Genomic DNA, 23,828 nt, shown 5'->3' with positions numbered 1-23,828 from the left:
GACGGAACCCCGCCGGTCGTGAACCGTCACATGAATACCCAGTGGCCGTGATCGGCAATCGGGTCCTCGGTCACCGCCACTGTATGCGGCAGCAATCCGCCCGACAGATCACCGGTCAGCCCACCGCCCGCGATACCGAACGCGGTGTGCTCGGTATGCGGCGTGACGGCCACCGCGTGCACATCGTACGGAACCGGCGAACCGTGGTCGGCGATCGGCTGCACCTGGGGTGCCATCGTCGGCGGTGTCGGCAGCGGATGCGGCGCAACCGGCGCATCCGGCAGTACCGGCTGCTGGGTCGGCACGCTCACGGTGGGGACCACCGCCGACGGTTGGTCCGCGGTGGGGACCTGGTGAGTGGGAACCTGCTGAGTGGGGATGTCCACCGTGGACGGGATCACGTCCGATGACTGATCTGCCGGATCCGTGCCGTCCGGGCTGGTTCCACCGATCGGATCGGTGGTGGTACCGCCGGTCACCGTCTCACCGGTGGAGGAGGAGCCAGGGCTCGTGGTCGTGGCGCCGCTCGATTCGCCCGTGGTGGATCCGCCCTCGGAGGTGGTGGTTTCCGGCGAGGTGTTCCCGGTGGACGGACCCTCGGTGCCGGTGGTGGTCCCCGGCGAGGTGGTCGAACCGTCCGGAGATGTGCTGGTACTCCCGCCGATCGACGGTGTGGTGCTCCCCCCCACCGTGGTACCGAGGTCCGGGGACGTGCTCGTACTGCCGTCGGGTCCGGTGGTCGTGGTACCGGTGGTGGACGTGGCGTCACCGGTGCTCGTCGGCACGGTGGTGGTCGGCACGATGGGGGTGGAGGAGCCGGGCAGGGTCGGCTCGGCCGGCGGCTGGGTATCCGGCGTCGGCGCCTGGGGCGGCCGGTGGAACAGATCCGGCAGCTGCGCGGCGGGGGCGGTGAGCGGCGACGGTCCGCCCGGAGCATGGAGGACATTGGCCATCGGCGTGGTCGCCGCGTCGGGCTGGACCGTCGTCTGCAACGGAGTCGCCGCGACGGGCTGCACCGCCGGGGCCATGGCGGCCGGTACGACGACCGGCGGCGGGACGGGCGCGGGAGCCATCGGCGCCATCGGGGCGGGCGCGATCGGAGCCGGAGCCATCGGGCCCGCGGCCATCGGCGCGGGCGCGATCGGGGCGGGCGCGACGGCACCCGGGGCCATCGCGGCGGCCGGATTCACCCCGGGCACCGCCGGGCCCGGGGCCATCGCGGCCCCGGCGCCGGTCGACGCCGCGGCACCGGAGGCCGCACCCGTACCCGACGCGACACCGGGAACCGCGGCCTCCGCCCCGGCCGCGACACCGGAATCGGCTCCGCGGGCCGCGGCCTCCGCACCGGCGTCCGCTCGCGCGGCGGAGTCCAGCGGATCGCGCGCGGCAGCCTGCCACATATCCGACGCGGCAGTACCCGCTTGCGCCCAGTCGAGGTACTGATCGAGCCGATCGTCGAGCAGGCTGCCGTCACCGACGGTGATATCGAGATCCCAGTCGCTGGCTACCCAGAACCCGTCGGCGCCCGCCGAGATATCCAATCCCATATGCGAATCGACGGCCACCGCGTGGCCGAACCCGTCGGCGAAGACCATCCCGCCGTCGGCTCCGAAGTCGATGACCAGTTCACCGGTCGGACCGCCCTCGCCGAACCAACCGGACGCCGGATCACCGGCCGGGCGCGCGAGGAGATCGGCGAGGTCGAAACCCCAGTCGCCGTCGTCGGCGCTGCGCGCCACCGCCTGCGCCGAGGAGTCGGGACTCAGGTCGAACCGGGGCAGGTCGAAGATATCGGTCTGGAAGGCGTCGCCCGGTGCCGGCAGCTCGAATTCGCCCGGGGCACCGAAACCCTCGTTACCGGGCAGCGGAAATCCCTGCCCCCATCCGGGGATACCGTCGAAACCCGGGATATTGCCCGGCGGCAGACCCGGATCCGGCGCGCCGAACTCGGGCATACCCGGAATCCTGGATTCGGGCACCCCGGTGCCCGGCATGAACTCCGCACCGGGCGCGCTGCCCTCGGGTGCGCCGGGTACCAGCGTCAGGCCCGGTATGTCCTCGGTGTGCACACCCGGGTAGTAGTCGTCGAAATCGTAACCGCCGGGCCGGCCGACCTGGATATCGAAGGTGGGGCCGTGCGGGAGCGGCATGGTCGTGCTCGCGTCGCCGGCGGAGCCCGGTGCCTCGGTCTGCACCGGATCCGGATCCGGGAAGGTGATCACCGGACTGGGGACATCGGGATCGGGATCGGCGCTGTAGGCCCAGCCGGCGTTCCGGCTGTCCAGTTCACTGGGCGCCGCCGGGACCCCGCCGCCGTTGTTCGCGATCAGCGCGCCACCGGTCACATAGGCGCCGCCGCGGGCGACTCGCGACGTGGCGCTGGCAATGCGGTAAGCGGTGTCACCACCACGTTCGGTGACCTCTTCGTCGCCGTCGAACGGCAGATCACGCGCCATTCCAAACTCCACTCTCGCGTTCAACAGCAACCACGCCGGGGCCGCCCCGGCGTGGATCAGCTATCAGCCTATTGTCGACATCTGCGGCTGTCACATTTTCGTTATCAGCCGATTCCGTGGACCGGATGGAGGTGCGGAGGGAGATCCGGCTATCGCACAGCGATATTCCCGCGAGCGGGCCCGGCGGACCCCTACTTCTTGTCCTTCGGCTTATCGGATTGCGCGTCCGAGGACAGCGCCGCGACGAAGGCTTCCTGCGGCACGTCGACCCGGCCGATGGTCTTCATCCGCTTCTTGCCCTCTTTCTGCTTCTCCAGCAGTTTGCGCTTACGGCTGATGTCACCGCCGTAGCATTTGGCCAGCACGTCCTTGCGGATGGCGCGGATGTTCTCCCGGGCGATGATCTTGGACCCGATGGCGGCCTGGATCGGCACCTCGAACTGCTGACGTGGGATCAGCTCGCGCAGTTTGGTGGTCATCTTGTGCCCGTAGGCCTGGGCGGCGTCGCGGTGCACGATGGCGCTGAACGCGTCGACCGCCTCGCCCTGCAGCAGAATATCCACCTTGACCAGCTGCGCCTGCTGTTCCCCGGACTCCTCGTAGTCGAGCGAGGCGTAGCCGCGGGTCCGCGATTTCAAGGAATCGAAGAAATCGAAGATGATCTCGGCCAGCGGCAGGGTGTAGCGCAGCTCCACCCGCGTCTCCGACAGGTAGTCCATCCCGCCGAGGTCACCACGCCGCGACTGGCACAACTCCATGATGGCGCCGATGAATTCGCTCGGCGAGATGATGGTGACCTTGACGACCGGCTCGAAGACCTCGCGCACCTTGCCTTCCGGCCAGTACGACGGATTCGTCACGATATGTTCCGCACCGTCTTCCATCACCACCCGGTAGACCACGTTCGGCGCGGTGGAGATCAGGTCGAGACCGAATTCGCGTTGCAGGCGCTCGCGGGTGATCTCCATATGCAACAGCCCCAGGAAGCCGCAGCGGAAACCGAACCCCAGCGCCACCGAGGTCTCCGGATCGTAGGTGAGAGCGGCATCGTTGAGCTGGAGTTTGTCCAGCGCGTCACGCAGATCCGGATAGTCCGACCCGTCCACCGGATACAGCCCCGAGTAGACCATCGGACGCGGTTCGCGGTAGCCGGTGAGCGGCTCGGTCGCGCCGTTGCGGGCGGCGGTCACGGTATCGCCGACCTTCGACTGCCGGACGTCCTTGACGCCGGTGATCAGATAACCGACCTCCCCGACCCCGAGGCCCTGGGTCGGCTTGGGTTCCGGTGAGACGATGCCGATCTCGAGCAACTCGTGGGTCGCGCCGGTGGACATCATCTTGATCTTCTCGCGCGGTGTCAGCTTGCCGTCCACCACCCGGACATAGGTGACCACGCCGCGGTAGGTGTCGTAGACCGAGTCGAAGATCATCGCCCGCGCGGGGGCATCCGCCTCGCCGACCGGCGCCGGGACCCGCTCGATCACCCGATCCAGCAGTTCGGTGACGCCCACCCCGGTCTTCCCGGAGACGCGCAACACGTCCTCCGGCTCACAGCCGACGATATGGGCGAGTTCGGCGGCATAGCGCTCGGGATCGGCGGCCGGCAGATCGATCTTGTTCAGGACCGGGATGATCTCCAGGTCCTTGTCCAACGCCAGATACAGATTCGCCAGGGTCTGGGCCTCGATCCCCTGTGCCGCGTCCACCAGCAGGATGGCGCCCTCGCACGCCTCCAGTGCCCGCGACACCTCGTAGGTGAAGTCCACATGGCCCGGCGTATCGATCAGGTGCAGGACGAAATCCTCACCCTGGTGCTCCCCGGACTTCGGTGTCCACGGCAGCCGCACGTTCTGGGCCTTGATGGTGATACCGCGTTCCCGCTCGATATCCATCCGGTCCAGGTACTGCGCACGCATCTGCCGTTCTTCCACGACACCGGTGAGCTGCAGCATCCGGTCGGCCAGCGTCGACTTGCCGTGATCGATGTGCGCGATGATGCAGAAGTTCCGGATCCGCGACGGATCGGTGAACGTCGTATCGGCGAAGCTGGCGGGCACTCCACTCCTCATGGGGTATCGGGCGTACTGACGACCATCGTCCCATGCTGGACCCCGCCCACCGCCGCCCAGGTCCCGCCGCGGCCCGCCGGAGGCGATATCCCCCGCGACGGCGTGACGTTATCCTCCTGAGATGGCCCGCAGTTGGAACAGTCTCGGCAAGCAACTCACCGCGATCGCGAAACAACAGGGTCCGAAGATCGTCAAGCGGCAGGCGCCGCGCCTGGTCGAGGCCCTGCTCGATCGCCGGGGTGCCCGCGACGGCTCGGGCCGCGGCCGCCGTCCCGCCGCGCCCGGCGGCGTCCCGGTACGGCCCGCCGCCTCCACCCCGGTGCCGACCGCCCACCGCGCCCGGCGGGTGGTGTACGCCCCTCGGCTGGACGGCCGCGCCGACCCCGGCGAGATCGTCTGGACCTGGGTCCCCTTCGAGGAGGATCCGAGCAACGGCAAGGACCGCCCCGTCCTGGTGGTCGGGCGCGACGGGCACACCCTGCTCGGCCTCATGCTCAGCTCCAACCCGGTACGTGGCGACGATCCGGACTGGATCGGAATCGGCGCGGGGACCTGGGATCACCAGGGCCGGGACAGCTGGGTCCGGCTGGACCGGGTGCTCGACGTCCCCGAGGACGGTATCCGCCGCGAGGGCGCCATCCTGCCGCGCAAACTGTTCGATCTGGTCGCCCACCGGCTCGTGCGCGAATACCGCTGGAGCTGACCGGCGCCGGTCAGACCTCCAGGTCCCGGGACCGGCCGAACAGCATCCCGTACACCAGCGCCCCCAGCACCCCGCCGATCAGCGGGAACACGATGAATGCCCACAACTGACCCATCGCGCCGTCCTGGAACGGCGCGACCGCCAGACTACGGGCGGGATTCACCGAAGTACCGTCGACCGGAATCGAGATCAGGTGGATGACCGCCAGGGTGAAACCGATGGCGAGGCCCGCCTGCGGAATCTCGGAGATCCGATCGGTGGAGGCCAGCACCACGAAGACCAGCAGCGCGGTGAGCATCACCTCCACGATGATCATGGCGGCCAGGCCGTACCCGTCCTGGATCACCACCTGCCCCGCCGGACCGGTGACCGCCGACGGGCTGTGCGAACCCCAGCCGTTGGCACCCAGGCCGTCCGCGGCGCGATCGTAGGACGGCAGGTTCTTCGCGATCGCGAACAGCACCAGCCCCGCCGCCAGACCGCCCACCACCTGCGCGACGATGTAGCCCACCGCGCTGACCGGCCTCAATCGGCCCATCAGGAACTGCCCCACGGTGACGGCCGGATTGACATGGCAGCCGGATACCGGGCCGATGGCATAGACCAGGAGCAGCAGGGACAGACCGAAGGCCAGCGCCACACCGAGCGGACCCACCTTCCCCCCGGCCAGTACCGCCGTTCCCACACCGCCCATGACCAGGACGAACGTGCCGAGCGCCTCAGCGGCCCACTTCTTGGTGTCGGACGCGGCCGCGGGTTCGACACCTTCGAGGACTGCTTCCTTTTCCTGCGCAGTGGGAGACATACTGGTCCGCCTTCCGAGAGGATCGCCGCCCCGCCTGGCAGGGCGCGCACCGGGAACACCTGGGTCCTACTGGGAAAACTCCTACGCCGATCGCGGGGGACGTTACGCGGGACGTCGGGCCCGGACAACGACATCGCCGCGCCCGCGATGTGACGATCCGCCCACGATTTCGTCGCGCCGCCACGTGCTGGTAACCTGGCCAATCGGCGTTGCCTACCCCGTGCCCGGCTGTTCCCTTCGTTGGACGAGCACCAGGGCGGGGGTGCACACAGACTTTCCGACCGAACCAGACAGGAACCAGAGGATACCGGCGTGGCCAATATCAAGTCTCAGATCAAGCGGATCCGCACCAACGAGGCGGCGCGTCAGCGCAACCAGTCGGTGAAGTCCGAACTGCGCACCCATATCCGCGCCTTCCGGACCGCTGCCGCGTCCGGCGACAAGGACGCCGCCGCCGAGCGCCTGCGGTTCGTCAGCCGCAAGCTCGACAAGGCCGCCTCCAAGGGCGTTATCCACGCCAACCAGGCCGCCAACAAGAAGTCGGCGATGGCGATCGCGCTGAACAAGCTCTGATCAACTGAATCCTTTCGACGACCAGCCGCCGCGGCATTGAGGACCACGGCGGCTTTTGGTGTTCCCGGCCCCGGTCAGCGCGGCTTTTCCAGCCGTTCCCGGATGGCGCCGGTCCGGTAGCGCGCTACCTGCCGTAGCATGCGGCGCATGGTTACGGTGTATGCGAACCAATCGGTAGTCCAAGCCGAGGACCTGCCCGGTGTGATCCGGGCCGCCGAAGTCCTCGGTATCGGCGTGAAGATCGAAAACGTGCTGGTCCCGGCCGACGACGACGGCGGTCCGGTGGTGGTCTGGATGGTCACCCGGGACGAGGAGACCCCCGTCTACGAGGAGTGGGACGGCCGTTACGACGAAGCGGCCGAGGAAGCGCTGGGACTCAGCGCGGTCGAATAGCATCCCGCCCCCGGCTCTGCGCCGGCCCGTTCAGCTGCGCCCGTGCAGGGCGAGCAGCTTCAGTACGGCGTCCTCGAGTGCGAACCCGGAATCGGCGGCACCACCTTTGACATCAGCGTTCAGCGTCGCCACGACCTGGAGCGCGGACCCGATCGTGGCCGGGGTCCAGCCCCGCGCCTGCGATTGGGCCTTCTTCACCTTCCACGGCGGCATCCCCAGCGGACCCGCGAGTTTGAACGGATCCCCGCGCCCCGCGGATCCCACTTTCGCGATGGTGTGCACGGAATCCGCCAGCGCGTCGGCCAGCACCACATGCGGCACCCCGCGGTCCTGCGCCCAGCGCAGCGCCTCCACCGCGCCCGCGCGGTTCCCGGCCACTGTCAGGTCCGCGACCTCGAAACCGGACACCTCCGCCTTACCGGAGTAGTACCGGCGGACCGCCGCGACATCGAGCTTCCCCCCGGTATCGGCGGCCAGCTGCGAGCAGGCCGCCGCCAGTTCGCGCAGTTCGGATCCCACCGCGTCGAGTACGGCCTGCACCACATCCGCCGGCACCCGCGCCCCGGCCGCCCGGAATTCGGCCCGGACGAATTCGGACCGCTCCGAGGCCTTGGTGAGCTTCGCGCATTCGTGCACCACCGCCCCGGCCTTCCGCAATTCGGGTACGAGGGCCTTGGCCCGGCCCCCACCGGAGTGCACCACCATCAGCACCACTCCGTCCGGCGGCGCCGCGGCGGCTTCGGCGATCACGGCGACGGCATCCTTACCGGCCTGATCCGCCGCCTCCAGAATGATCACCCGGTCCTCGGCGAACAGCGACGGACTCAGCAGCTCCGCCAGTTCCGCGCTACTGGCGTCACCGGCCCGTAACCGGTCCACCGGGACCGCGTCCGGGTCCGGCGCGACCGCCCGCACCTGCCCGGTCACCCCGGCCACCGCGCGCTGGATCAGCAGTTCCTCATCGCCCAGCACCAGATGCAGGGCCGCAGGTCGCTCGCTCACGGCTCCGATCGTACGGCCGCCCTCCGACCCTCGGCCGGAGCCGGGGCGACAAGGGCACCGGGTCCCCGCCGATCCGGCAGCGTCCGAGCCGACGGAGAGCACCGAGTGCCGTAGTACCGGGCCGATTGTGCCGCGGTGACCGTCGCACCGGGGGCCGGGTCACCACGTTTGCGACCGGAAGTGACCGATCAGCCGAATCCGAAGACCAGAAGCAAATACGCGGCGAAGACGCCGAGGGCTACGGCCACCAGCACACGCCGGACGCGGTGCAGCCGCAGAGCCGCGATCCCGCCGGCGACGAGCGCGGCGGCGAGCAGACCGCCCGATGTACCGCCGGGGACCGGGACGACCGCGCCCGGAGCGGCGGCCGCCTCTGTCGCCACGGTGAGCAGCCACCACAGCGGCGGCCCGATCGGGCACAGGATGAGGTGAGCGAGGGGATCCCAGCAGGTGGCCGCCACGGCCGCGAGGGCTCCGCCGATGGTGATCGGCGCGATGACGGGAGCCACCAGAATATTGGCGGCCACGGCCACCAGGCTGAGCTGCCCGGATATCGCGATGGTGAGCGGGGTGGTGACCACGAAGGCCGCGGCCGCCACCGCGACCAGTTCGGCGGGCAGTCGACGCCAGCCGCGTCCCCGCAGATGATCTACCCAGCTGGGGGCGAGCAGGAGCAGCGCACCGGTCGCGAGGACCGAGAGCGCGAATCCGGCCTTTACGGCGAGTGCGGGCCACAGCGCCAGCAGAGCGATCACCGCGGCGCAGAGGGCGGGCAGGGCCTGTCTGCGGCGGCCGGTCAGCAGCGCCAGGAGCGTCACCGAGCCCATGGCCGCGGCGCGCAGCACACTCGGATCGGGCCGGGCGATGATCACGAAGGACACCAGCGCCACTGCCGCGCAGAGCGACGACAGGCGGGGACCGAGGGTGAGCAGACGGGTGACGGCGAGTACCGCGGCGAGCAGGATGGAGAAGTTCGCCCCGCTCACCACCGTCAGGTGCTGGAGGCCGGCGGCGGCGAAGTCGGCGTGCACCCGATCGCTCAGTGCCGAGGTGTCTCCGACGACGAGCGCGGGCAGCAGGCCCGCCGGGTCCGGGGCGAGGGCGCCGGCGGCCGCCGCGACCAGATCGGAGCGCAATGAGTCGGCGGCCGCCTGCCACCACGGCAGCGGACCCACGGTATCGGGCGCCCCGACGGGCCGCAGGGTCACCACGGTGAGATCGTGCTGCCGCGGCGGAGCGGGCCTGGCCCGGAATGTGATCGGCTGTCCGGGCAGGAGCTCGCTCCAGCCCGGTCCCGCGGCCAGCACGACCACCGCACCGCCGCCGCGCACCACCCGGTCGCGATATCGGAACTCCCGCAGGTCGCCTCGCACCACCCAGAGCCGGCCTGCTCCGGAACCACTGCTGCGCACCGGTTTCGGATCGTCGGCGGGCACCATGGTCACCTCCACCGTCGCGGCGGCGGGCACCGTGCGCAGCGGATGCGCACCCACCCGGTACTCCCGCCACGCCCCGGCGCCGGCGAACACGACCCCGAGCAGTGCCGAGCCCAGCACGATCGTCGCGAGGACGCGGCGCCGTTCGCTGCGGTGGGCGATACCTGTCCACAACAGTCCCCACGAGGCCAGCGCGAGAATCAGCAGCACGAGCGCGGCGAGCAGCCCGGCGACCCATCCGGCGCCCACCGCCGAAATCGTGACCAGCCAGCAGGTCACCGCGGCCGGCAGCAACCGGGCGTCGAGCACCGGCTCCGCGCCCAGCGCGGTCCCGTTCGATTCCTCGATCGGTTCCCGGACGCTGCCCGGTACCGCACTCACCGGCACACCCGTCCGGCGGTGCGCACCATCCGCCAGAGCAACCGGCGGCCCCGCCCGGATACGGGCGGGCGGCCGGTGAAGTCGTCGACCAGGCTCGCCCATATCGCGCGCACGCCGGCCACGCCCGGCAGCCGCCCGGCGTCCCGGGGGCCGGGGCGCCGGAACGGAAGCGTCGTCATACCGTCACCAGTGCACGCAGCCGCGCCAGCCGGGCCGGACCGATACCGTCCACCTCGGCCAGTTGCTCCACGTCGGTGAACCGCCCGTTGGTCGCCCGCCAGGCGATGATCGCCTTCGCGGTCACCGGCCCGACTCCGGGCAGTGCGTCGAGTTCGGCTTCGGTCGCGGCATTCAGATCCACCGGTGTACCCGCTGCGGGCTCGCCGCCGACCGTGCCCGCGGCGGGCGGGGCACCCACGGTACCGCCGCTGATCGTCGCGCTGCCGGGCAGCGGCCCGCCGGGCCCGCCGGGGCCGACGCGCACCTGGTCGCCATCGGCGAGCCGCTGGGCCAGGTTCAGGCCCGCCAGGTCCGCGCCGTCGCGCGCACCCCCCGCCGCGGAGATCGCGTCGGCGACCCTGGCTCCGGGCGGCAGCCGCACCAGGCCGGCCCGGTGCACCAGGCCCACCACACTCACCACCAGCTCGACCGGCGGCGCTCCGGTCGGCGGCGGCTCCACCGCGGGAGGCGCTCCCCCGGCCTCCGGGGAATCCACCGGCATCGCGGCCGGCACGACCGCGGGCAGCGGCGGAACCGGCTGAGCGACCGGACGTTCCCACAGCACCATCACGACCGTCAGCAATCCGGCGAGCAGGCCGGTACCCGCCAGGGCCATCACCCCGCGCCGTCCGGTGTCCAGGCGCGCGCCGCGGAACCGATCGGGGATCAGCCGGTCCCGCCAGCCGGCCGGGGCGGGTTCGTCCTCCAGCCACCGCGGGGTGCGTACGGAGTCGGCCTCGCCGAACGCGGAGTCCGGCCACGGACGCGCCCGGCCCTCGGGACCCTCGCGCGGTAGCTCTGCGAGGTGCCCGCCCAGTTGTCTGCGTACCCGTTCACGCTCGTCGTGTGCTGCCATGCCCGCGACGCTAGGCCGGGCCGGTCCCCGAACACCTATCCCCACCTGGGGTTTCGTCAAGTCTGTGGACAACTCCGCCCTGGGGATGAGCGGTGGCCGGGTGGATACCGCGGCCGGTCAGCCGCACCCGCCGGGAAGTACCAGTACCCCGACCGCGCCGACACCGAGGTGGACGGCCAGCGCCGGTCCGAATTCGGCGACGAGCACCTCGGCGAGCTGGGGAATCCGTTCCCGCAGTTGACTCGTCACCGTCTCGGCGGCCTCGGCGGCGGCCAGATGCTGCACCCCCACCGCGGCGGGCCCCTCCCCGGCGACCTCCTCGGCGGCCGCGACCAGTTTCGCGAACGCCTTCGACCGGGTACGCACCTTGTCCCGTAACTCCAGCCGCCCCTGCACCAGTTGCAGCACCGGTTTGCTCACCAGTTCACTGCCGAAGAAGCCGGCTGCCGTACTGAGTCTTCCGCCCCGGCGCAACTGCTCGGTGCGGTTCACCACGAAGAACGTGCGGGACCCCGCCGCCGCCCGTACCGCGGCCTCGTGCACGGCCGCGAGCGTGCCGCCGGCGGCAGCGCACCGGGCGGCGGCCAGCACCGGGAATCCGGTCGCCAGACCCGCCCCGAGCGAATCCACGAGCAGTACCGACTCCGCGGCGGCCATTTCCCGGACGGCCTGCCGGCCCGCTTCCCAGGTCGCCGAGAGCTGCCGGGACAGGTGCACCGCGACCACGCCGTCGCCGCGGCTGCGCCGCAGCGCTTCGGTATAGACGTCGCGCAGTTCACCCGGCGAGGGCGCGGACGTGGTGACGTCGTCGGAGGCGTAGTCGACGGCGAAGTCGTCCACACCTTCCCGGATCTGGGTATCCCCCACCAGCACGTGCAGGGGCACCACCTCGATCCCCAGCGCGCCGGTCAGCTCCGCGGGCAGGCTGGCGGACGAATCGGTGACGACCACGACCGCCACGGCTCACCGCACCTCTTGCAGCGTTTTCACCATCGCCTTGGCGACCTCGGTGTGCCCGTCCCAGCCCCAATGGATCCCGTCGGGGTTGGCGTCGCCGGAGTAGATGTTGTCGTGAACCGCCGCCTTCAGATCCACCAGCGGCACACCGCACCGGCGCGACCAGGCCCGCAGGGCACGCACCGCCGGTTCCCGGCCGTTGTGCACCCGGCCGTAGGCCGCGCAGTCGTGCACCGACGGCAGCACCGCGACCACGGGCAGTTCGGGCCGGAGGTGGCCCAGCGCCGCCCGGCACTGTTCCAGATAGTCCACGCTGACTTCGGGCGGAAGTGCCACCGGGCGGCCGAGTTTCGCGGCCCGGGGCTGGATCCACTGATATGCCGCGCGCACCACCCGGCGCAGACCCGACGGCCGCACATAGCGGATCAGCTCCCGTAGCGCGGTGGGCAACGGCGAGGGCAGCGAATCCATTCCGCCCACGGCGAAGACCACGGCACCGGCCCGCGGTACCGCCGCCCAGACCCGCGGGTCACCGATCAACGCCCAGTAGGCGTCTCGGCAGGTCCAGCCGATCCGGGCGACGAGTTCGACATCCCAATCGAGTTCGGCCGCCACCAGATTCGGCCAGATACGTGGATGGTCGGCGGGCAGGCCGCCCTCGGGGCCGAAATAGGACAGCGAATCGGCGATCACCAGCAGTACCGGTCGCGGGTCACCGTGATCCGCGGATCCGGTGGGGGCCGCGGGATCCGTCGTGACCTCCGCGTCCGGCGTAATGCGTGGCGTGGCACCCGGCCGCGCGACCGCACCCGTGTCCGGGCCGGCCGTTTCCGGTTCGCCACCCGGATCGGGCGCGTGTGTACCCGCGGACGTGGATGTCACTGCGGAATCCTCCTGGGTCAGACAGCCTTCCGGACGTCGTCGTCCTCGGCGGCTCCGGTGTCGTCGGCGGCGCCGTCCGCCCGTGTGGGGGCCGGGCCGAACAGGGCGTCCGGTAGGGCTCGCTCAGGTTTCGCGGATACCTTCTGGAACAGTTCGTCCGGTATCTGGCGGTTCAGGTCTTCAGATGACATCGGGTGCTACTTTCGCCGCTGCGTTCCACACATCGAGACGCCAGCCGGGCCGGTCCGGGCTCGGGCCGTGGCTGCTCAGCTGCACCCAGCTGGCATTGGCCAGGCCACCGAGGGCCGGCCAGTTCCGAGGCGGCAGATCGAGCAGCGCGGCCGTGAGCGCGGCGATCAGCCCGCCGTGCGCCACGAGAATCATAGTGGCGCCGGGCCAATCCTGCCGCTCGTCGAACAACTCCTGTACCACCGGCAGTGCGCGAGCACCGACCTCCAGTTTGGATTCCCCACCGGGCGGGGTGAAGGTGGCGTCCATCCGCCACTCCAGCCGCGCACCGGGGTAGAGGGAATCGACCTCGACATCGCCCATCCCCTGCCAATCCCCGAGGTGGGTCTCCCGCAGCCGGGGTTCCCGCACCACGTCGAGTCCGGAATGTTCCGACAGGGCCAGCGCGGTGTCGTAGGCACGGCGCAGATCGGAGGAGATCAAGCCGACGGCCTTGTGGGAGACCAGTTCCCGCGCCGCCTCTTTCGCCTGCCGTCGGCCCAGATCGGTGAGATCGGTGTCGATCTGTCCCTGCATCCGGTCGTTGGCGTTCCATTCGGTCTGCCCGTGGCGCAACAGGATCAGGGTGCGCACACCGGTTTTCTGTCTCACTCGGTTTCTCCAGCACTTTCGTCTCCGGCGGCCGGTGGCGCGCCGTGTCCACCCGGCATGGGCGAGGGCCCTGCGTGGTCGCGCTCCGCTACCTCCGCCGGGCCCGACTCGCTCATACCGATCCCCTCGACCGGAACGACGGGGCAGTCTTTCCACAACCGTTCCAGCGCATAGAAATTACGTTCGTCGTTGTGCTGGATGTGTACCACCACGTCGACGTAGTCCAAGAGCGCCCAACGGCCCTCGCGCGTCCCTTCCCGGCGTACCGGTTTGTGACCGGCCGCGCGCAGTTTCTCTTCGACATTATCGACGATTGCGTTGACTTGGCGCTCGTTCGGCGCCGAAGCGATCACGAAGCAATCCGTGATCACGAGTTGTTCGGAGACATCCAGCACCACCACATCGGCGGCCAGCTTCTCGTCCGCGGCCAGCGCGGCGACGGTCGCCATCCGCACCGCCTCCTCGGTCGCGCTCATGCTGCTACCTCCGGGCACGAGCGCCGCACGCCCTCCGTGGTTACGCAAGCTGCCGCCTCCGGGCGTCCGCCGCTCATGCCAGCACCTCGTTCACGTTTCCATCACCTTCCGCTCGAGCGGGCACGTAGAGATGCCGCTTCGATATGTACTGCACGACCCCGTCCGGTACGAGATACCAGACCGGCCGCCCCTCGGCCGCGCGACGGCGGCATTCACTCGACGAGATGGCCAGTGCGGGGACCTCGATCATGGTGACCGCGTCGTCGGGCATACCTCGCAGATGGTCGGCGAGATGGTCGATGTTCAGCTCGTACCCCGGCCGGCTGACCCCCACGAATTTCGCCAGCTCGAACAGTTCGGCCCAATCCTGCCAGGTGAGGATGCTGGCCAGCGCGTCGGCCCCGGTGATGAAGTACAACTCCGCGCCCGGGTGCTGGGCGTGTAGATCACGCAGGGTGTCGACGGTGTAGGTCACCTTGCTCCGGTCCACATCCGCCCGGCTCACCGAGAAACGCGGGTTGGAGGCGGTGGCGATCACCGTCATGAGATACCGGTCCTCGGCCGGGCTGACCTGGCGATCGGTCTTCTGCCACGGCTGTCCGGTGGGCACGAAGACCACCTCGTCGAGGTCGAACCGGTGCGCGACCTCACTGGCCGCGACCAGGTGTCCGTGGTGGATGGGGTCGAAGGTGCCACCCATCACACCCAGCTTGCGTCCACCCCGGCCCGTTCCGTGCATGAGTGTCGAGCTTAACGGTGGGGTCGCGACGGGTTCCGGTCAGACCGGTAGCAACCGCGAGACCACAGCCGTGAGCTGCGCCGCCGAGCGGCATTCGTGCATTTCGATGACCTGCTGATACCGGTCGGCGGCCGAATCCCCGGATCCCCAGTTGGTGCGCGGTTCCGGATTCAGCCAGTGCGCGTGCTTGGCGACCTCGACCAGCCGGCGCAGGGTGGCCGTCTCGGGATCGCGGTAGTTGGTGCGGGCATCGCCCAGGATCAACAGGGAACTGCGGCTGGTGACGGCGTCGGGAAACTCCTCGGCGAAGCTCGTGAGCGCGCTGCCGTAATCGGAGTGACCGGTGAAGTCGACGATATCGGCCTCGGCGAAGATCCGCTGCATCGCTTCGTCGAGCTGGGTGTGCGGATCCAAGAACCTGGTCACCTCGTCGGTGTGATCGACGAAGGCGAAGATCCGGACCTTCGAGAACTGCTCACGCAACGCGCTCACCAGCAGCAGGGTGAAATTGCTGAAACCCGCGACCGAGCCGGACACATCGCAGAGCAGGACCAGCTCGGGCCGGCCGGGCCGGGGTTTGCGGTTCACCAGATCGATCGGTACCCCACCGGTGGACATGGACTTGCGCAGGGTTTTGCGCAGATCGATCTCGCCGCGTCTGGCATGCCGGCGGCGCACCGCCAGCCGCGACGCCAGGATCCGGGCCAGTCGCTGCGTGCTGCGCCGCAGTTCGGCCAGCTCCGCCTGCGAGGCACGCAGGAAATCCACTTCCTCGGCCTGCCGCGGGACCCCGTAGGAGGCGACCCGCTCCTTGCCGATTCGTTCGGCGACCCGGCGACGGGTCTCGGCCTCCACGGTGCGCCGGAACTTCTCGATGCGGGCGCGGGCGGCCCGGCGCGCGATCTCGGTATCGAAATCGCTCATACCGGGCGTGGCCATGGCGGCCAGGATCTGCGCGAGCAGCGTCTGCGGCTGCACCTCCTTCAACGCCTGATACGACGAGAAGGACGCGCCGCGCGCCGACCGGTACTGCCCCAGCTGTTCGACCAGCTGCGCGGCCATCAGCGCCTGCTGCTGACCCGAGCCCTCGTCGGCGAGCATCTCGGCCAGCATGCGCCGCAACTCGGGGATGTCGACCCCGCCGTCGTCGCGGTACGGGATCTCGGCCGCCGCGGCGGCGGTACGGTCACCGATGGCCACCGGGAACCACAGGTCGAAGAGTCCGTCGTAGGTGCCGCGATGGGTGGTGCGCCGCAACAGCGCGCAGGCCAGCCCCTCGCGGACCGACTCCCGGTCCAGCAGATCGAGCACCGACAGCACCCGGCCCGCGTCCACCGTCTCCGACGGGCCCACGGGTATCCCGCGCGCCCGCAGCGCCTCCACGAAAGCGACCAGATGCCCCGGCAGACCGTGCGGGGCGAGAGGCTGGTCGTCGGTGGCCACCACGGTCAGGCCGGTTTCAGATCGGCCAGCGCCCGCTGGTGGTCGCTGCGGTGTTTGAGCACCACACCCAGCGTTTCCCGGACGGTGGCGTCGTCGAGCTCGGTATGGCCGAGGGCGAGCAGGGTGCGGGCCCAGTCGATGGATTCGGCGACCGAGGGCAGTTTCTTCAACTGCATACCGCGCAGTACGTGCACGATCCGCACCAGCTGGGTCGCCACCGCCTCGGGTAGTTCCGGAACCCGGCTCGCGAGGATGCGCCGTTCGAGATCCTCGTCCGGGAAATCCAGGTGCAGATAGAGGCAGCGCCGCTTGAGTGCCTCGGACAGCTCACGGGTGGCGTTGGAGGTGAGGACCACGAACGGGGTCCGGGTCGCGGTGATGGTACCCAGCTCCGGCACGGTCACCGCGAAATCGCTCAGCACCTCGAGCAGCAGGCCTTCGATCTCCACATCGGCTTTGTCTGTCTCGTCGATGAGCAGGACCGTCGGGTCGGTCCGCCGGATGGCGGTGAGCAGGGGCCGCGACAGCAGGAATTCCTCGGTGAACACATCCGATTTGGTCTCGGCCCAGTCGTTCTCGCCGGCCGCCTGGATCCGCAGGATCTGTTTGGCGTGATTCCACTCGTAGAGCGCCCGTGCCTCGTCCACGCCCTCGTAGCACTGCAACCGCACCAGTTCGGCGTTCGCCGTCTGCGCCACCGCCCGGGCCAGTTCGGTTTTACCGACACCCGCCGGGCCTTCGATGAGCAGTGGTTTGCCGAGCCGGTCGGCCAGGAAGACCGAAGTCGCGGTGGCCTTGTCGGCCAAATAGCCGGTCTCGGCGAGGCGGTGCGCCACATCGTCGACCGATGCGAAGATCGGCTCCTGAACCGGCGGGGTGGGGGTACTCGCGGGCTCCATCGGGCCGTCCTTCCGTCGAACTCTCGCACCCCACGCTACCGGTCGGTTACGCGCGTGGCGTCGTCCCCCGGGGCCGAGAGACCGGCGCCACGGGGGCCCGCACCGGATGATCGACTTCGAAGACCCGGCGGCCGGGCGGCAGGACCACACGAGGCCCGCGTGCCCGGCCGCCGAGCCGGGTCAGACGGGCCGGACCTGCCCCGAACCGCGCACGACCCACTTCGAGGAGGTGAGTTCCGGCAACCCCATCGGGCCGCGGGCGTGCAGCTTCTGGGTGGAGATGCCGATCTCGGCACCGAAACCGAACTGTTCGCCGTCGGTGAAGGCGGTGGAGGCGTTCACCATGACCGCCGCCGCGTCCACCCGGCGCGAGAATTCGTCGGCCGCGGCCAGTTCACCGGTGACGATGGCCTCGGTGTGCCCGGTGCCCCAGGTGTTGATGTGTTCGATCGCGGTGTCCAGATCGTCGACGATCTTCACCGCGATATCGAGGGTCAGGTACTCCTCGCCCCAGTCCTTGTCGGTGGCCGGGACCATCCCGTCGAGATCGCCGTGCAGGGTGACGCCCTTGTCGGCGAGCGCCTTGCTCAGCCGCGGCAGCGCGGTCTCGGCGATGGCCGCGTCGATCAGGACCGTCTCGGCCGCATTGCACACACTGGGGCGGCGGGTCTTGGCGTTGATCAGGATCTCCTCGGCCATATCCAGATCGGCGCCGGAGTGCACGTAGACGTGGCAGTTGCCGGTACCCGTTTCGATGGTAGGGACCTGGGCGTCGCGCACCACCGCGTTGATCAGGCCCGCGCCGCCGCGCGGAATGACCACATCCACCAGGCCCCGGGCCTGGATCAGATGGGTCACGCTGGATCGATCCGAGCTCGGCAGCAGCTGGACCGCGTCGGCCGGGATGCCGACCCCGCTCAGCGCGTCGCGCAGCACGGCGACCAGCGCCGCGTTCGACCGCGCCGCCGACGACGAGCCACGCAGCAATGCCGCGTTCCCGGACTTCAGCGCCAGCCCGAACGCGTCGACGGTGACATTCGGCCGCGCCTCGTAGACCATGCCGACCACGCCGAGCGGTACCCGGATCTGGCGGATCTCCAGTCCGTTCGGCAGCGTCGACCCGCGCTCCACGACGCCCACCGGATCGGGCAGCCCGGCCACCTGGCGCAGCCCCGAGGCGATGCCGTCGATCCGGTCCTCGGTCAGCCGCAGCCGATCCAGCAGCGAGTCCTCGGTGCCGGCCGCTTTCGCCGCGACCAGGTCTTCGCCGTTGGCCTCCAGCACGGTGCCGGCGGCGGCGAGCAATGCGTCCGCGGCGGCGTGCAGCGCCTCGTTCTTCCGGTCTGTGGTGAGCTGGGCGAGGACCCGGGAAGCGACCCGCGCCCGGCGGGCGGCCTCGTGCACGGCCGCGCGCATATCGAACTCAGCGGTGGTCTCTACCGTCATGGCCTACAGCCTACGCACCGGAAAAATCGGTTCTACCGGCACTCACCACGCTAGGTTCTCCCCGTGACCACTCCACTGATCGCTGTACTCGGCAGTATCAACATGGATCTGGTGACCACCACCGAGCACCGGCCCGCACCCGGCGAAACGGTCCTGGGCCACGGGTTCACCATGGTGCCCGGCGGGAAGGGCGCCAACCAGGCGGTCGCGGCGAGCCGGGCGGGTGGCCAGGTGATGTTCCTCGGCGCGATCGGCACCGATGTCTTCGCGCCGCGGCTGCGCGCGGTGCTGACCGGGTCCGGGGTCGACACCACCGGGCTGCGCACGATCGAGGGCCCCAGCGGGATCGCCTCGATCGTCGTCGATACCGCGGGCGAGAACTCGATCATCGTGGTGGGCGGCGCCAATGCCGCGCTGCGCGGCCTGCGCGCCGGCGATCTCGCTGCCGTCGCCGCGGCCGATATCCTGCTGTGCCAGCTCGAGGTCCCGATCCCGACCATCGACGAAGCGGTGCGGCACGCCCGGGACAACGACACCACCGTGATACTCAATCCCTCCCCGGCGCAGCGTCTTCCGGCGGAGTTGTGGAGCCGGGTGGATGTGGCGGTGGTGAACCGGGGCGAGGCCGAGGACCTGGGCGGCGCGCTCGACCGGGTGCCGCATCTGGTGGTCACGCTCGGCGCGGACGGCGCGCGCCATCGAGGGCCGGACGGCACGCAGATCTCCGTCGCCGGACCGGCCGTCGATGTCGTCGACACCACCGGCGCGGGTGACACCTTCACCGGCGCCCTGGCCGTCCGCTGGTCGCGGGGCCCGGCCGAGGCACTGCGTTTCGCGTGCGCCGCGGGGGCGCTGGCCACCACCGTGCTGGGCGCCAGCGCCGCCATTCCGTCGCGTGCCGATATCGAGGCCGCCCTGGCCGCCGGGTAGGGCGGATCTCCCGCGCGAGACGTCTCCACTCCCGTCGCCGGTGGCGCACACCGCGGGCGCGGACAACCCGCCGGCACCCACCCGGAAATTCGATCGCCTCCCCGTATCCGGCGGCCTACCGTGGAATTACGGCGGCGGATATCGGTCCGCCCCGGAGGGAAGGAACGAGACGATGTTTCCCGTCGAGCTGTCCGGCACCCGGGCACGGACGTTGATGTGGGCCCACGAGCACGATATCGAGGCGCAGGCGCTGCAACAGCTGCGCAATATCGCCCGGTTGGAATGGGTCCACGGCGTCCGGGTCATGCCGGATGTGCACCTCGGGAAAGGCGCCACGGTCGGTTCGGTGATCGCCATGCGCGACGCCGTCGCCCCGGCCGCGGTGGGTGTGGACATCGGTTGCGGGATGGAGAGCGTCCGCACCGATCTCACCGCCGCCGACCTCCCCGACGATCTGCGCGCCCTGCGATCGGCGATCGAGGCGGCGGTGCCGGTCGGTTTCGCCGCCCATCAGCACCCGGTGCCGGTGAACAAGCTGGCGCCCGGACCGTCCGGAGTCGCCACCGCGACCCTGCGCACCGGCTGGGACCGGTTCTGGTCGGCATTCGGCGATCTCGACGATGCCGTGGCGTCGCGGGAGTCCAAGGCGCACAAGCAGATGGGTTCGCTCGGCGGCGGCAACCACTTCATAGAAGTGTGCCTGGACCAGGACGATCAGGTCTGGATCCTGCTGCATTCGGGGAGCCGCAATATCGGCAAGGAACTGGCCGAACGGCATATGGCGGTGGCGCGCAAGCTGCCGCACAACCAGAACCTGGTCGATCGCGATCTGGCGGTATTCCTGGCGAACACTTCGGAAATGGCCGCCTACCGGCACGACCTGACCTGGGCCCAGGAGTACGCGGCGCGTAACCGCGCGGTGATGCTGGCGCTGGTGTGCGAGGCGGTGCGCACGCAGTTCCCGACCCGGGACGTCCGATTCGATACCTCCATCAGCTGCCACCACAACTACGTGGCGGAGGAGAAGATCGACGGTGTGCCCATGCTGGTCACCCGTAAGGGCGCGGTGCGGGCGGGAGCGGGCGATATGGCGCTCATACCCGGCTCGATGGGCACGCGATCCTATGTGGTGCGCGGTAAGGGCAATCCGGATTCGTTCCAGTCCGCGTCCCACGGCGCCGGCCGCCGGATGAGCCGTAACGCGGCCAAGCGGCAGTTCAGCGTCGCGGATCTGATCGCGCAGACCGAGGGTGTGGAGTCGCGGAAGGACGCGGGTGTGGTGGACGAGATCCCGGCCGCGTACAAGAACATCGACGAGGTGATCGAGGCGCAGCGCGATCTGGTCGATGTGGTGGCGACACTGCGGCAGGTGCTGTGCGTGAAGGGTTGAGGTCGCGGTGAGCGGGCTGAGGTCGCAGTGAGCGCGGAGCCGATCCGCGGTGCCGGTATGCCCGGGAGGTCGCGGTGGTGGCACCGGACCGGACGGCGGACGCGTCCGGGTAGCGGCGGGAGCGATGTCCGGCGCCCGGGGTACCGGACGCGGCGGCGGTCCGGACAGCGCTCCCGGACGATCGCGCCGTCACCGCCGGACGCGGCGGCGGTCCGGAGAGCGCGCACCTACGATCCCGCATCCGCTCCGCCGCCGCTGCCACCCGGGGGATCGTGCGGCGGGGTCATCGGCCGACCTCGGCCGGGTAGTCCACGCCGGTGCAGCAGCGCCACGGCGATCCCGGCCCCCGCCGGCAGGACGCCGATCGACAACACCACCCCGCTCGACAGCCAGGTGTGCAGCGCGCGGGCGAGGTCGGCGGGCAGGCCGGGCAGCGACGAGATCAGCCGATAGGTCTGTCCCGGCGCGGCGATCCGGACGGCGGCCGACACCGCGCCGCAGAGCAGCCCGGCGGTCACCGTCGCAGGTTCACCGACCACTACGCCTTCCGGCGAACCGGATGCCCCACCGCCGAGAGCAGTGGCCGCCGAAGGATTGTGCGCACTACGGCACAGCTACGTATTGACTAGTTATCATCCGATGCATACCATCGAGTTGTTATCAGTCGATAACCACAGGCTCTGCCCGGCGCCGCGGCACCGGACAACCGACTCCCGCCTCGGAGGAACCGCATGTTCGACACCCTGATGCTGTTCGTGGTCCCCACGCTGGTCCTGCGGCTACTCGGCCGGATCGGCGTCCGTCGCTTCGACACCTGGCGGGTCAGCGCCGCGCACGGACTGGCGTTCCTGTTCACCATGACCGGGCTGGCTCATTTCATGCCCGACTCGGTCACCGTGATGCCCGGCCACGCCGACCTGACGGCCATGGTTCCGTCCTTTGTCCCGTTCGCCGACTTCGCGGTCTACGCCACCGGCGTCCTGGAACTGGCCGGTGCCGTGGGGTTGGTGGCGACCGCCACCCGCCGCTGGGCCGGTCTGGGTCTCGCGGCCCTGCTCGTGATCATGATTCCGGCGAATATCCATGCCGCGCTGAACGACATTCCGCTCAACGGCGAAGCGGCGACGCCGCTGTGGTTCCGGATCCCCGAGCAGATCGTGTACTTCACCCTCGCCCTTTGGGTGGGTGGAGTTCTGCCCGCGGTACGCCGGGAGCGGCGCGCCGAGCGGTCACTCGTGGCCACGGCGCGCTGACCCGCCGATCCGGCCCCGTTCCCGCCCGGCATTCCGCGGGAACGGGGCCTTTCGCCCAAAAGATCAGCCCTGCTGGGTGGGTACCAGGACCAATTCGGCCACATTCAGCCGCGCCGGTACCGAGGTGGCGAACGCGATCGTGTCCGCGATGTCCCCCGGTTCCAGGATCGTGAACGCCGAACGCCACTGTGCCAGCTGGGCCTGCTGCTTCTCATCGCGCATGCCCGCGCCGAGTTCGGTGGCCACGAAACCGGGTTCCACGTTCTTCACCCGGACACCCCGGGGACCGAATTCGGCGCGCAGGTTGCGGGTCAGGTGCGCGACCGCGGCCTTGGTGGCGCAGTACACGGCGTATTCGGGGAACACGGCATGCCCGCCGACCGATCCCACCAGCACCAGATCGGCCCGGTGGCCCTCCCCGGCGGCGGCGAGCAGATCATCGATGAAGGCCCGCGCGGTGTGGAGCAGCCCGGTCACATTGGTCCCGACCATCTGATCCCACTCCTCGACCTCGGCCGCTTCGAAGGGCGCCCCGAGCATCACGCCCGCATTCGCCACGACCAGATCGACCGGTCCCAGCGCCGCCCGCACCGCGGCGGCGGCATCGCGCACCGAATCCCGATCGGTCACATCGGCGACCACCGCGATCGCGCCACCGCCGAGTTCGGCGGCCAATTCTTCGATGCGCTCCTTGCGGCGGCCCAGCACGGCGACCCGCGCGCCGTCCGCGGCGAGCCGGCGCGCGGTCGCGGCGCCGATCCCGCTGGAAGCTCCGGTGACCACGGCCACCCGTCCGTTCGCATTCTCGTTGTTCGTCATGACCTCGAGCCTCGGCCCGGACCGGGTGCGCTGCCAGGTCGCGGACTTCCTGGTAGTCACAGGGCCACCCGGCACGCGGGGCCCGCCCCTACCCTGGAGCACATGCATTCGGACAACCGCCTGGGCGCCTTCTTGCGCGCCCGCCGTGAACTGGTCCGGCCGGAGGATTTCGGGCTGCCCGGTGGCGGGCAGCGGCGGGTCGCCGGACTGCGGCGGGAGGAGATCGCGTTGCTGGCGGGGGTGAGCGCGGACTATTACATCCGGCTCGAACAGGGGCGGGACAAACATCCGTCGGAACAGGTGGTCACCGCCCTGGCCCGGGTGTTCGCGCTGGACGAGGAAGGCACCGCGCACCTGCGCGAGCTGGCCCGGCCGGCGCCGGCCCGGCCGAAGCGACCCCGCCGGCCCGAACGCGTGGCGCCCGGCCTGTTGCGGCTCATGGATCTGTGGGCGCGGACACCGGCCCTGGTCCTGGGGCGCAACCTCGATGTCCTCGCGGCCAATCCACTGGCCGTCGCGGTGAACGCGTGCTCGGTCCCCGGGATCAACCAGGTGCGGATGGTCTTCCTCGACCCCCGGGCGCGCGATGTGTACCCCGAGTGGGACTCGATCGCCGCGGATACGGTCGCCAGTCTGCGCGCGGCCGCGGGCACCGATCTCGACGATCCGCAATTGACCGAACTCGTCGGCGAACTCTCGCTCAAGAGCGAGGATTTCCGGCAATTGTGGGCCCGGCACGATGTGCGCACCAAAACCGCCGGGACTAAAAGATCAGTTCAGAATGAGCTTCCGGAGGCATATGACCGAGCAGGCCAGGCTCAGTAGTGCTTGGTGGATGTCGGCGCGCCGTTCGTAGCGGGT

The 23,828-nt window shown here is 70.1% G+C and carries 25 protein-coding genes; 7 read left to right on the top strand and 18 right to left on the bottom strand.

What is annotated here, in order from left to right; genetic code table 11:
* Window positions 1–26 precede the first annotated feature (26 nt).
* Complete coding sequence (locus ABZV91_RS16245) at window positions 27–2,456, bottom strand: hypothetical protein (protein ID WP_355241638.1); 2,430 nt, start codon at window positions 2,454–2,456, stop codon at window positions 27–29.
* Window positions 2,457–2,647: 191 nt separating this feature from the next.
* On the bottom strand, window positions 2,648–4,525 hold the full coding sequence (gene lepA / locus ABZV91_RS16240) for a translation elongation factor 4 (protein WP_355241636.1): 1,878 nt from the start codon (window positions 4,523–4,525) through the stop codon (window positions 2,648–2,650).
* Between the two features lie 121 nt (window positions 4,526–4,646).
* On the opposite strand from lepA, the gene ABZV91_RS16235 reads away from it, so the two are divergent.
* Window positions 4,647–5,228, top strand: coding sequence for a type II toxin-antitoxin system PemK/MazF family toxin (locus ABZV91_RS16235; RefSeq protein ID WP_355241633.1), 582 nt, complete (start codon window positions 4,647–4,649; stop codon window positions 5,226–5,228).
* A 10-nt stretch (window positions 5,229–5,238) separates the two neighbouring features.
* On the opposite strand, the gene ABZV91_RS16230 is transcribed toward ABZV91_RS16235, so the two are convergent.
* Window positions 5,239–6,033 carry an aquaporin gene (locus ABZV91_RS16230; protein WP_355241630.1) on the bottom strand — a complete coding sequence of 265 codons (795 nt, stop codon included), beginning with the start codon at window positions 6,031–6,033 and terminating at the stop codon, window positions 5,239–5,241.
* Between the two features lie 312 nt (window positions 6,034–6,345).
* Here ABZV91_RS16230 and rpsT point away from each other — a divergent pair, with 312 nt between their 5' ends.
* Window positions 6,346–6,606 carry a 30S ribosomal protein S20 gene (gene rpsT, locus ABZV91_RS16225; protein ID WP_355241627.1) on the top strand — a complete coding sequence of 87 codons (261 nt, stop codon included), beginning with the start codon at window positions 6,346–6,348 and terminating at the stop codon, window positions 6,604–6,606.
* A 147-nt stretch (window positions 6,607–6,753) separates the two neighbouring features.
* A complete protein-coding gene (locus ABZV91_RS16220) occupies window positions 6,754–6,999 on the top strand; it encodes a hypothetical protein (protein ID WP_039823397.1) in 246 nt (81 codons plus the stop codon).
* A 30-nt stretch (window positions 7,000–7,029) separates the two neighbouring features.
* Here ABZV91_RS16220 and holA read toward each other — a convergent pair whose 3' ends face one another.
* From holA to ABZV91_RS16155, 13 genes are all read right to left on the bottom strand, one after another.
* A complete protein-coding gene (gene holA, locus ABZV91_RS16215) occupies window positions 7,030–8,001 on the bottom strand; it encodes a DNA polymerase III subunit delta (protein WP_355241624.1) in 972 nt (323 codons plus the stop codon).
* A 188-nt stretch (window positions 8,002–8,189) separates the two neighbouring features.
* The gene (locus tag ABZV91_RS16210) at window positions 8,190–9,818 is read right to left on the bottom strand and encodes a ComEC/Rec2 family competence protein (protein ID WP_355241621.1); all 1,629 of its coding nucleotides are present in this window, start codon (window positions 9,816–9,818) and stop codon (window positions 8,190–8,192) included.
* Complete coding sequence (locus tag ABZV91_RS16205; protein WP_355241618.1) at window positions 9,815–9,997, bottom strand: hypothetical protein; 183 nt, start codon at window positions 9,995–9,997, stop codon at window positions 9,815–9,817. The genes ABZV91_RS16210 and ABZV91_RS16205 overlap by 4 nt, the downstream gene beginning before the upstream one ends.
* Entirely contained in the window at window positions 9,994–10,893 is a 900-nt protein-coding gene (locus ABZV91_RS16200; RefSeq protein WP_355241615.1) for a ComEA family DNA-binding protein, read from the bottom strand. The genes ABZV91_RS16205 and ABZV91_RS16200 overlap by 4 nt, the downstream gene beginning before the upstream one ends.
* A 117-nt stretch (window positions 10,894–11,010) precedes the next feature.
* A complete protein-coding gene (locus ABZV91_RS16195) occupies window positions 11,011–11,853 on the bottom strand; it encodes a DegV family protein (RefSeq protein WP_355241612.1) in 843 nt (280 codons plus the stop codon).
* Between the two features lie 3 nt (window positions 11,854–11,856).
* On the bottom strand, window positions 11,857–12,549 hold the full coding sequence (gene octT, locus ABZV91_RS16190) for a diglucosylglycerate octanoyltransferase (protein WP_355241734.1): 693 nt from the start codon (window positions 12,547–12,549) through the stop codon (window positions 11,857–11,859).
* Between the two features lie 200 nt (window positions 12,550–12,749).
* Window positions 12,750–12,923 (bottom strand): hypothetical protein, encoded by a 174-nt coding sequence (locus tag ABZV91_RS16185; RefSeq protein ID WP_355241609.1) that lies wholly within the window; start codon window positions 12,921–12,923, stop codon window positions 12,750–12,752.
* Window positions 12,913–13,572 (bottom strand): histidine phosphatase family protein, encoded by a 660-nt coding sequence (locus tag ABZV91_RS16180; RefSeq protein WP_355241606.1) that lies wholly within the window; start codon window positions 13,570–13,572, stop codon window positions 12,913–12,915. The genes ABZV91_RS16185 and ABZV91_RS16180 overlap by 11 nt, the downstream gene beginning before the upstream one ends.
* Entirely contained in the window at window positions 13,569–14,048 is a 480-nt protein-coding gene (rsfS, locus tag ABZV91_RS16175) for a ribosome silencing factor (RefSeq protein ID WP_355241602.1), read from the bottom strand. The genes ABZV91_RS16180 and rsfS overlap by 4 nt, the downstream gene beginning before the upstream one ends.
* A gap of 73 nt (window positions 14,049–14,121) precedes the next feature.
* On the bottom strand, window positions 14,122–14,787 hold the full coding sequence (nadD, locus tag ABZV91_RS16170) for a nicotinate-nucleotide adenylyltransferase (protein WP_355241599.1): 666 nt from the start codon (window positions 14,785–14,787) through the stop codon (window positions 14,122–14,124).
* Between the two features lie 39 nt (window positions 14,788–14,826).
* The gene (locus ABZV91_RS16165; RefSeq protein ID WP_355241596.1) at window positions 14,827–16,230 is read right to left on the bottom strand and encodes a VWA domain-containing protein; all 1,404 of its coding nucleotides are present in this window, start codon (window positions 16,228–16,230) and stop codon (window positions 14,827–14,829) included.
* 5 nt (window positions 16,231–16,235) lie between these two features.
* Window positions 16,236–17,129: a MoxR family ATPase gene (locus ABZV91_RS16160; RefSeq protein WP_355241593.1), complete on the bottom strand. Its 894-nt coding sequence runs from the start codon at window positions 17,127–17,129 to the stop codon at window positions 16,236–16,238.
* Between the two features lie 180 nt (window positions 17,130–17,309).
* A complete protein-coding gene (locus ABZV91_RS16155) occupies window positions 17,310–18,575 on the bottom strand; it encodes a glutamate-5-semialdehyde dehydrogenase (protein WP_355241591.1) in 1,266 nt (421 codons plus the stop codon).
* A 63-nt stretch (window positions 18,576–18,638) separates the two neighbouring features.
* Here ABZV91_RS16155 and ABZV91_RS16150 point away from each other — a divergent pair, with 63 nt between their 5' ends.
* Window positions 18,639–19,505 carry a ribokinase gene (locus ABZV91_RS16150; protein ID WP_355241588.1) on the top strand — a complete coding sequence of 289 codons (867 nt, stop codon included), beginning with the start codon at window positions 18,639–18,641 and terminating at the stop codon, window positions 19,503–19,505.
* Window positions 19,506–19,677: 172 nt separating this feature from the next.
* Entirely contained in the window at window positions 19,678–20,895 is a 1,218-nt protein-coding gene (locus tag ABZV91_RS16145) for an RtcB family protein (RefSeq protein ID WP_355241585.1), read from the top strand.
* Window positions 20,896–21,122: 227 nt separating this feature from the next.
* On the opposite strand, the gene ABZV91_RS16140 is transcribed toward ABZV91_RS16145, so the two are convergent.
* Window positions 21,123–21,413 carry a hypothetical protein gene (locus ABZV91_RS16140; protein ID WP_355241582.1) on the bottom strand — a complete coding sequence of 97 codons (291 nt, stop codon included), beginning with the start codon at window positions 21,411–21,413 and terminating at the stop codon, window positions 21,123–21,125.
* 213 nt (window positions 21,414–21,626) lie between these two features.
* Here ABZV91_RS16140 and ABZV91_RS16135 point away from each other — a divergent pair, with 213 nt between their 5' ends.
* Complete coding sequence (locus ABZV91_RS16135) at window positions 21,627–22,148, top strand: hypothetical protein (protein WP_355241579.1); 522 nt, start codon at window positions 21,627–21,629, stop codon at window positions 22,146–22,148.
* A 63-nt stretch (window positions 22,149–22,211) separates the two neighbouring features.
* Here the strand turns inward: ABZV91_RS16135 and ABZV91_RS16130 are convergent, their stop codons facing one another.
* Window positions 22,212–22,967 (bottom strand): SDR family oxidoreductase, encoded by a 756-nt coding sequence (locus ABZV91_RS16130; RefSeq protein ID WP_355241576.1) that lies wholly within the window; start codon window positions 22,965–22,967, stop codon window positions 22,212–22,214.
* 102 nt (window positions 22,968–23,069) lie between these two features.
* On the opposite strand from ABZV91_RS16130, the gene ABZV91_RS16125 reads away from it, so the two are divergent.
* The gene (locus ABZV91_RS16125) at window positions 23,070–23,792 is read left to right on the top strand and encodes a helix-turn-helix transcriptional regulator (RefSeq protein WP_355241574.1); all 723 of its coding nucleotides are present in this window, start codon (window positions 23,070–23,072) and stop codon (window positions 23,790–23,792) included.
* Window positions 23,793–23,828: the final 36 nt, after the last annotated feature.

The organism is Nocardia sp. NPDC004568 (assembly GCF_040609955.1).
Lineage (GTDB): Bacteria > Actinomycetota > Actinomycetes > Mycobacteriales > Mycobacteriaceae > Nocardia.
The sequence above is the reverse complement of the archived record's forward strand: the minus strand, read 5'-3'. Positions and strand labels throughout refer to the sequence as shown.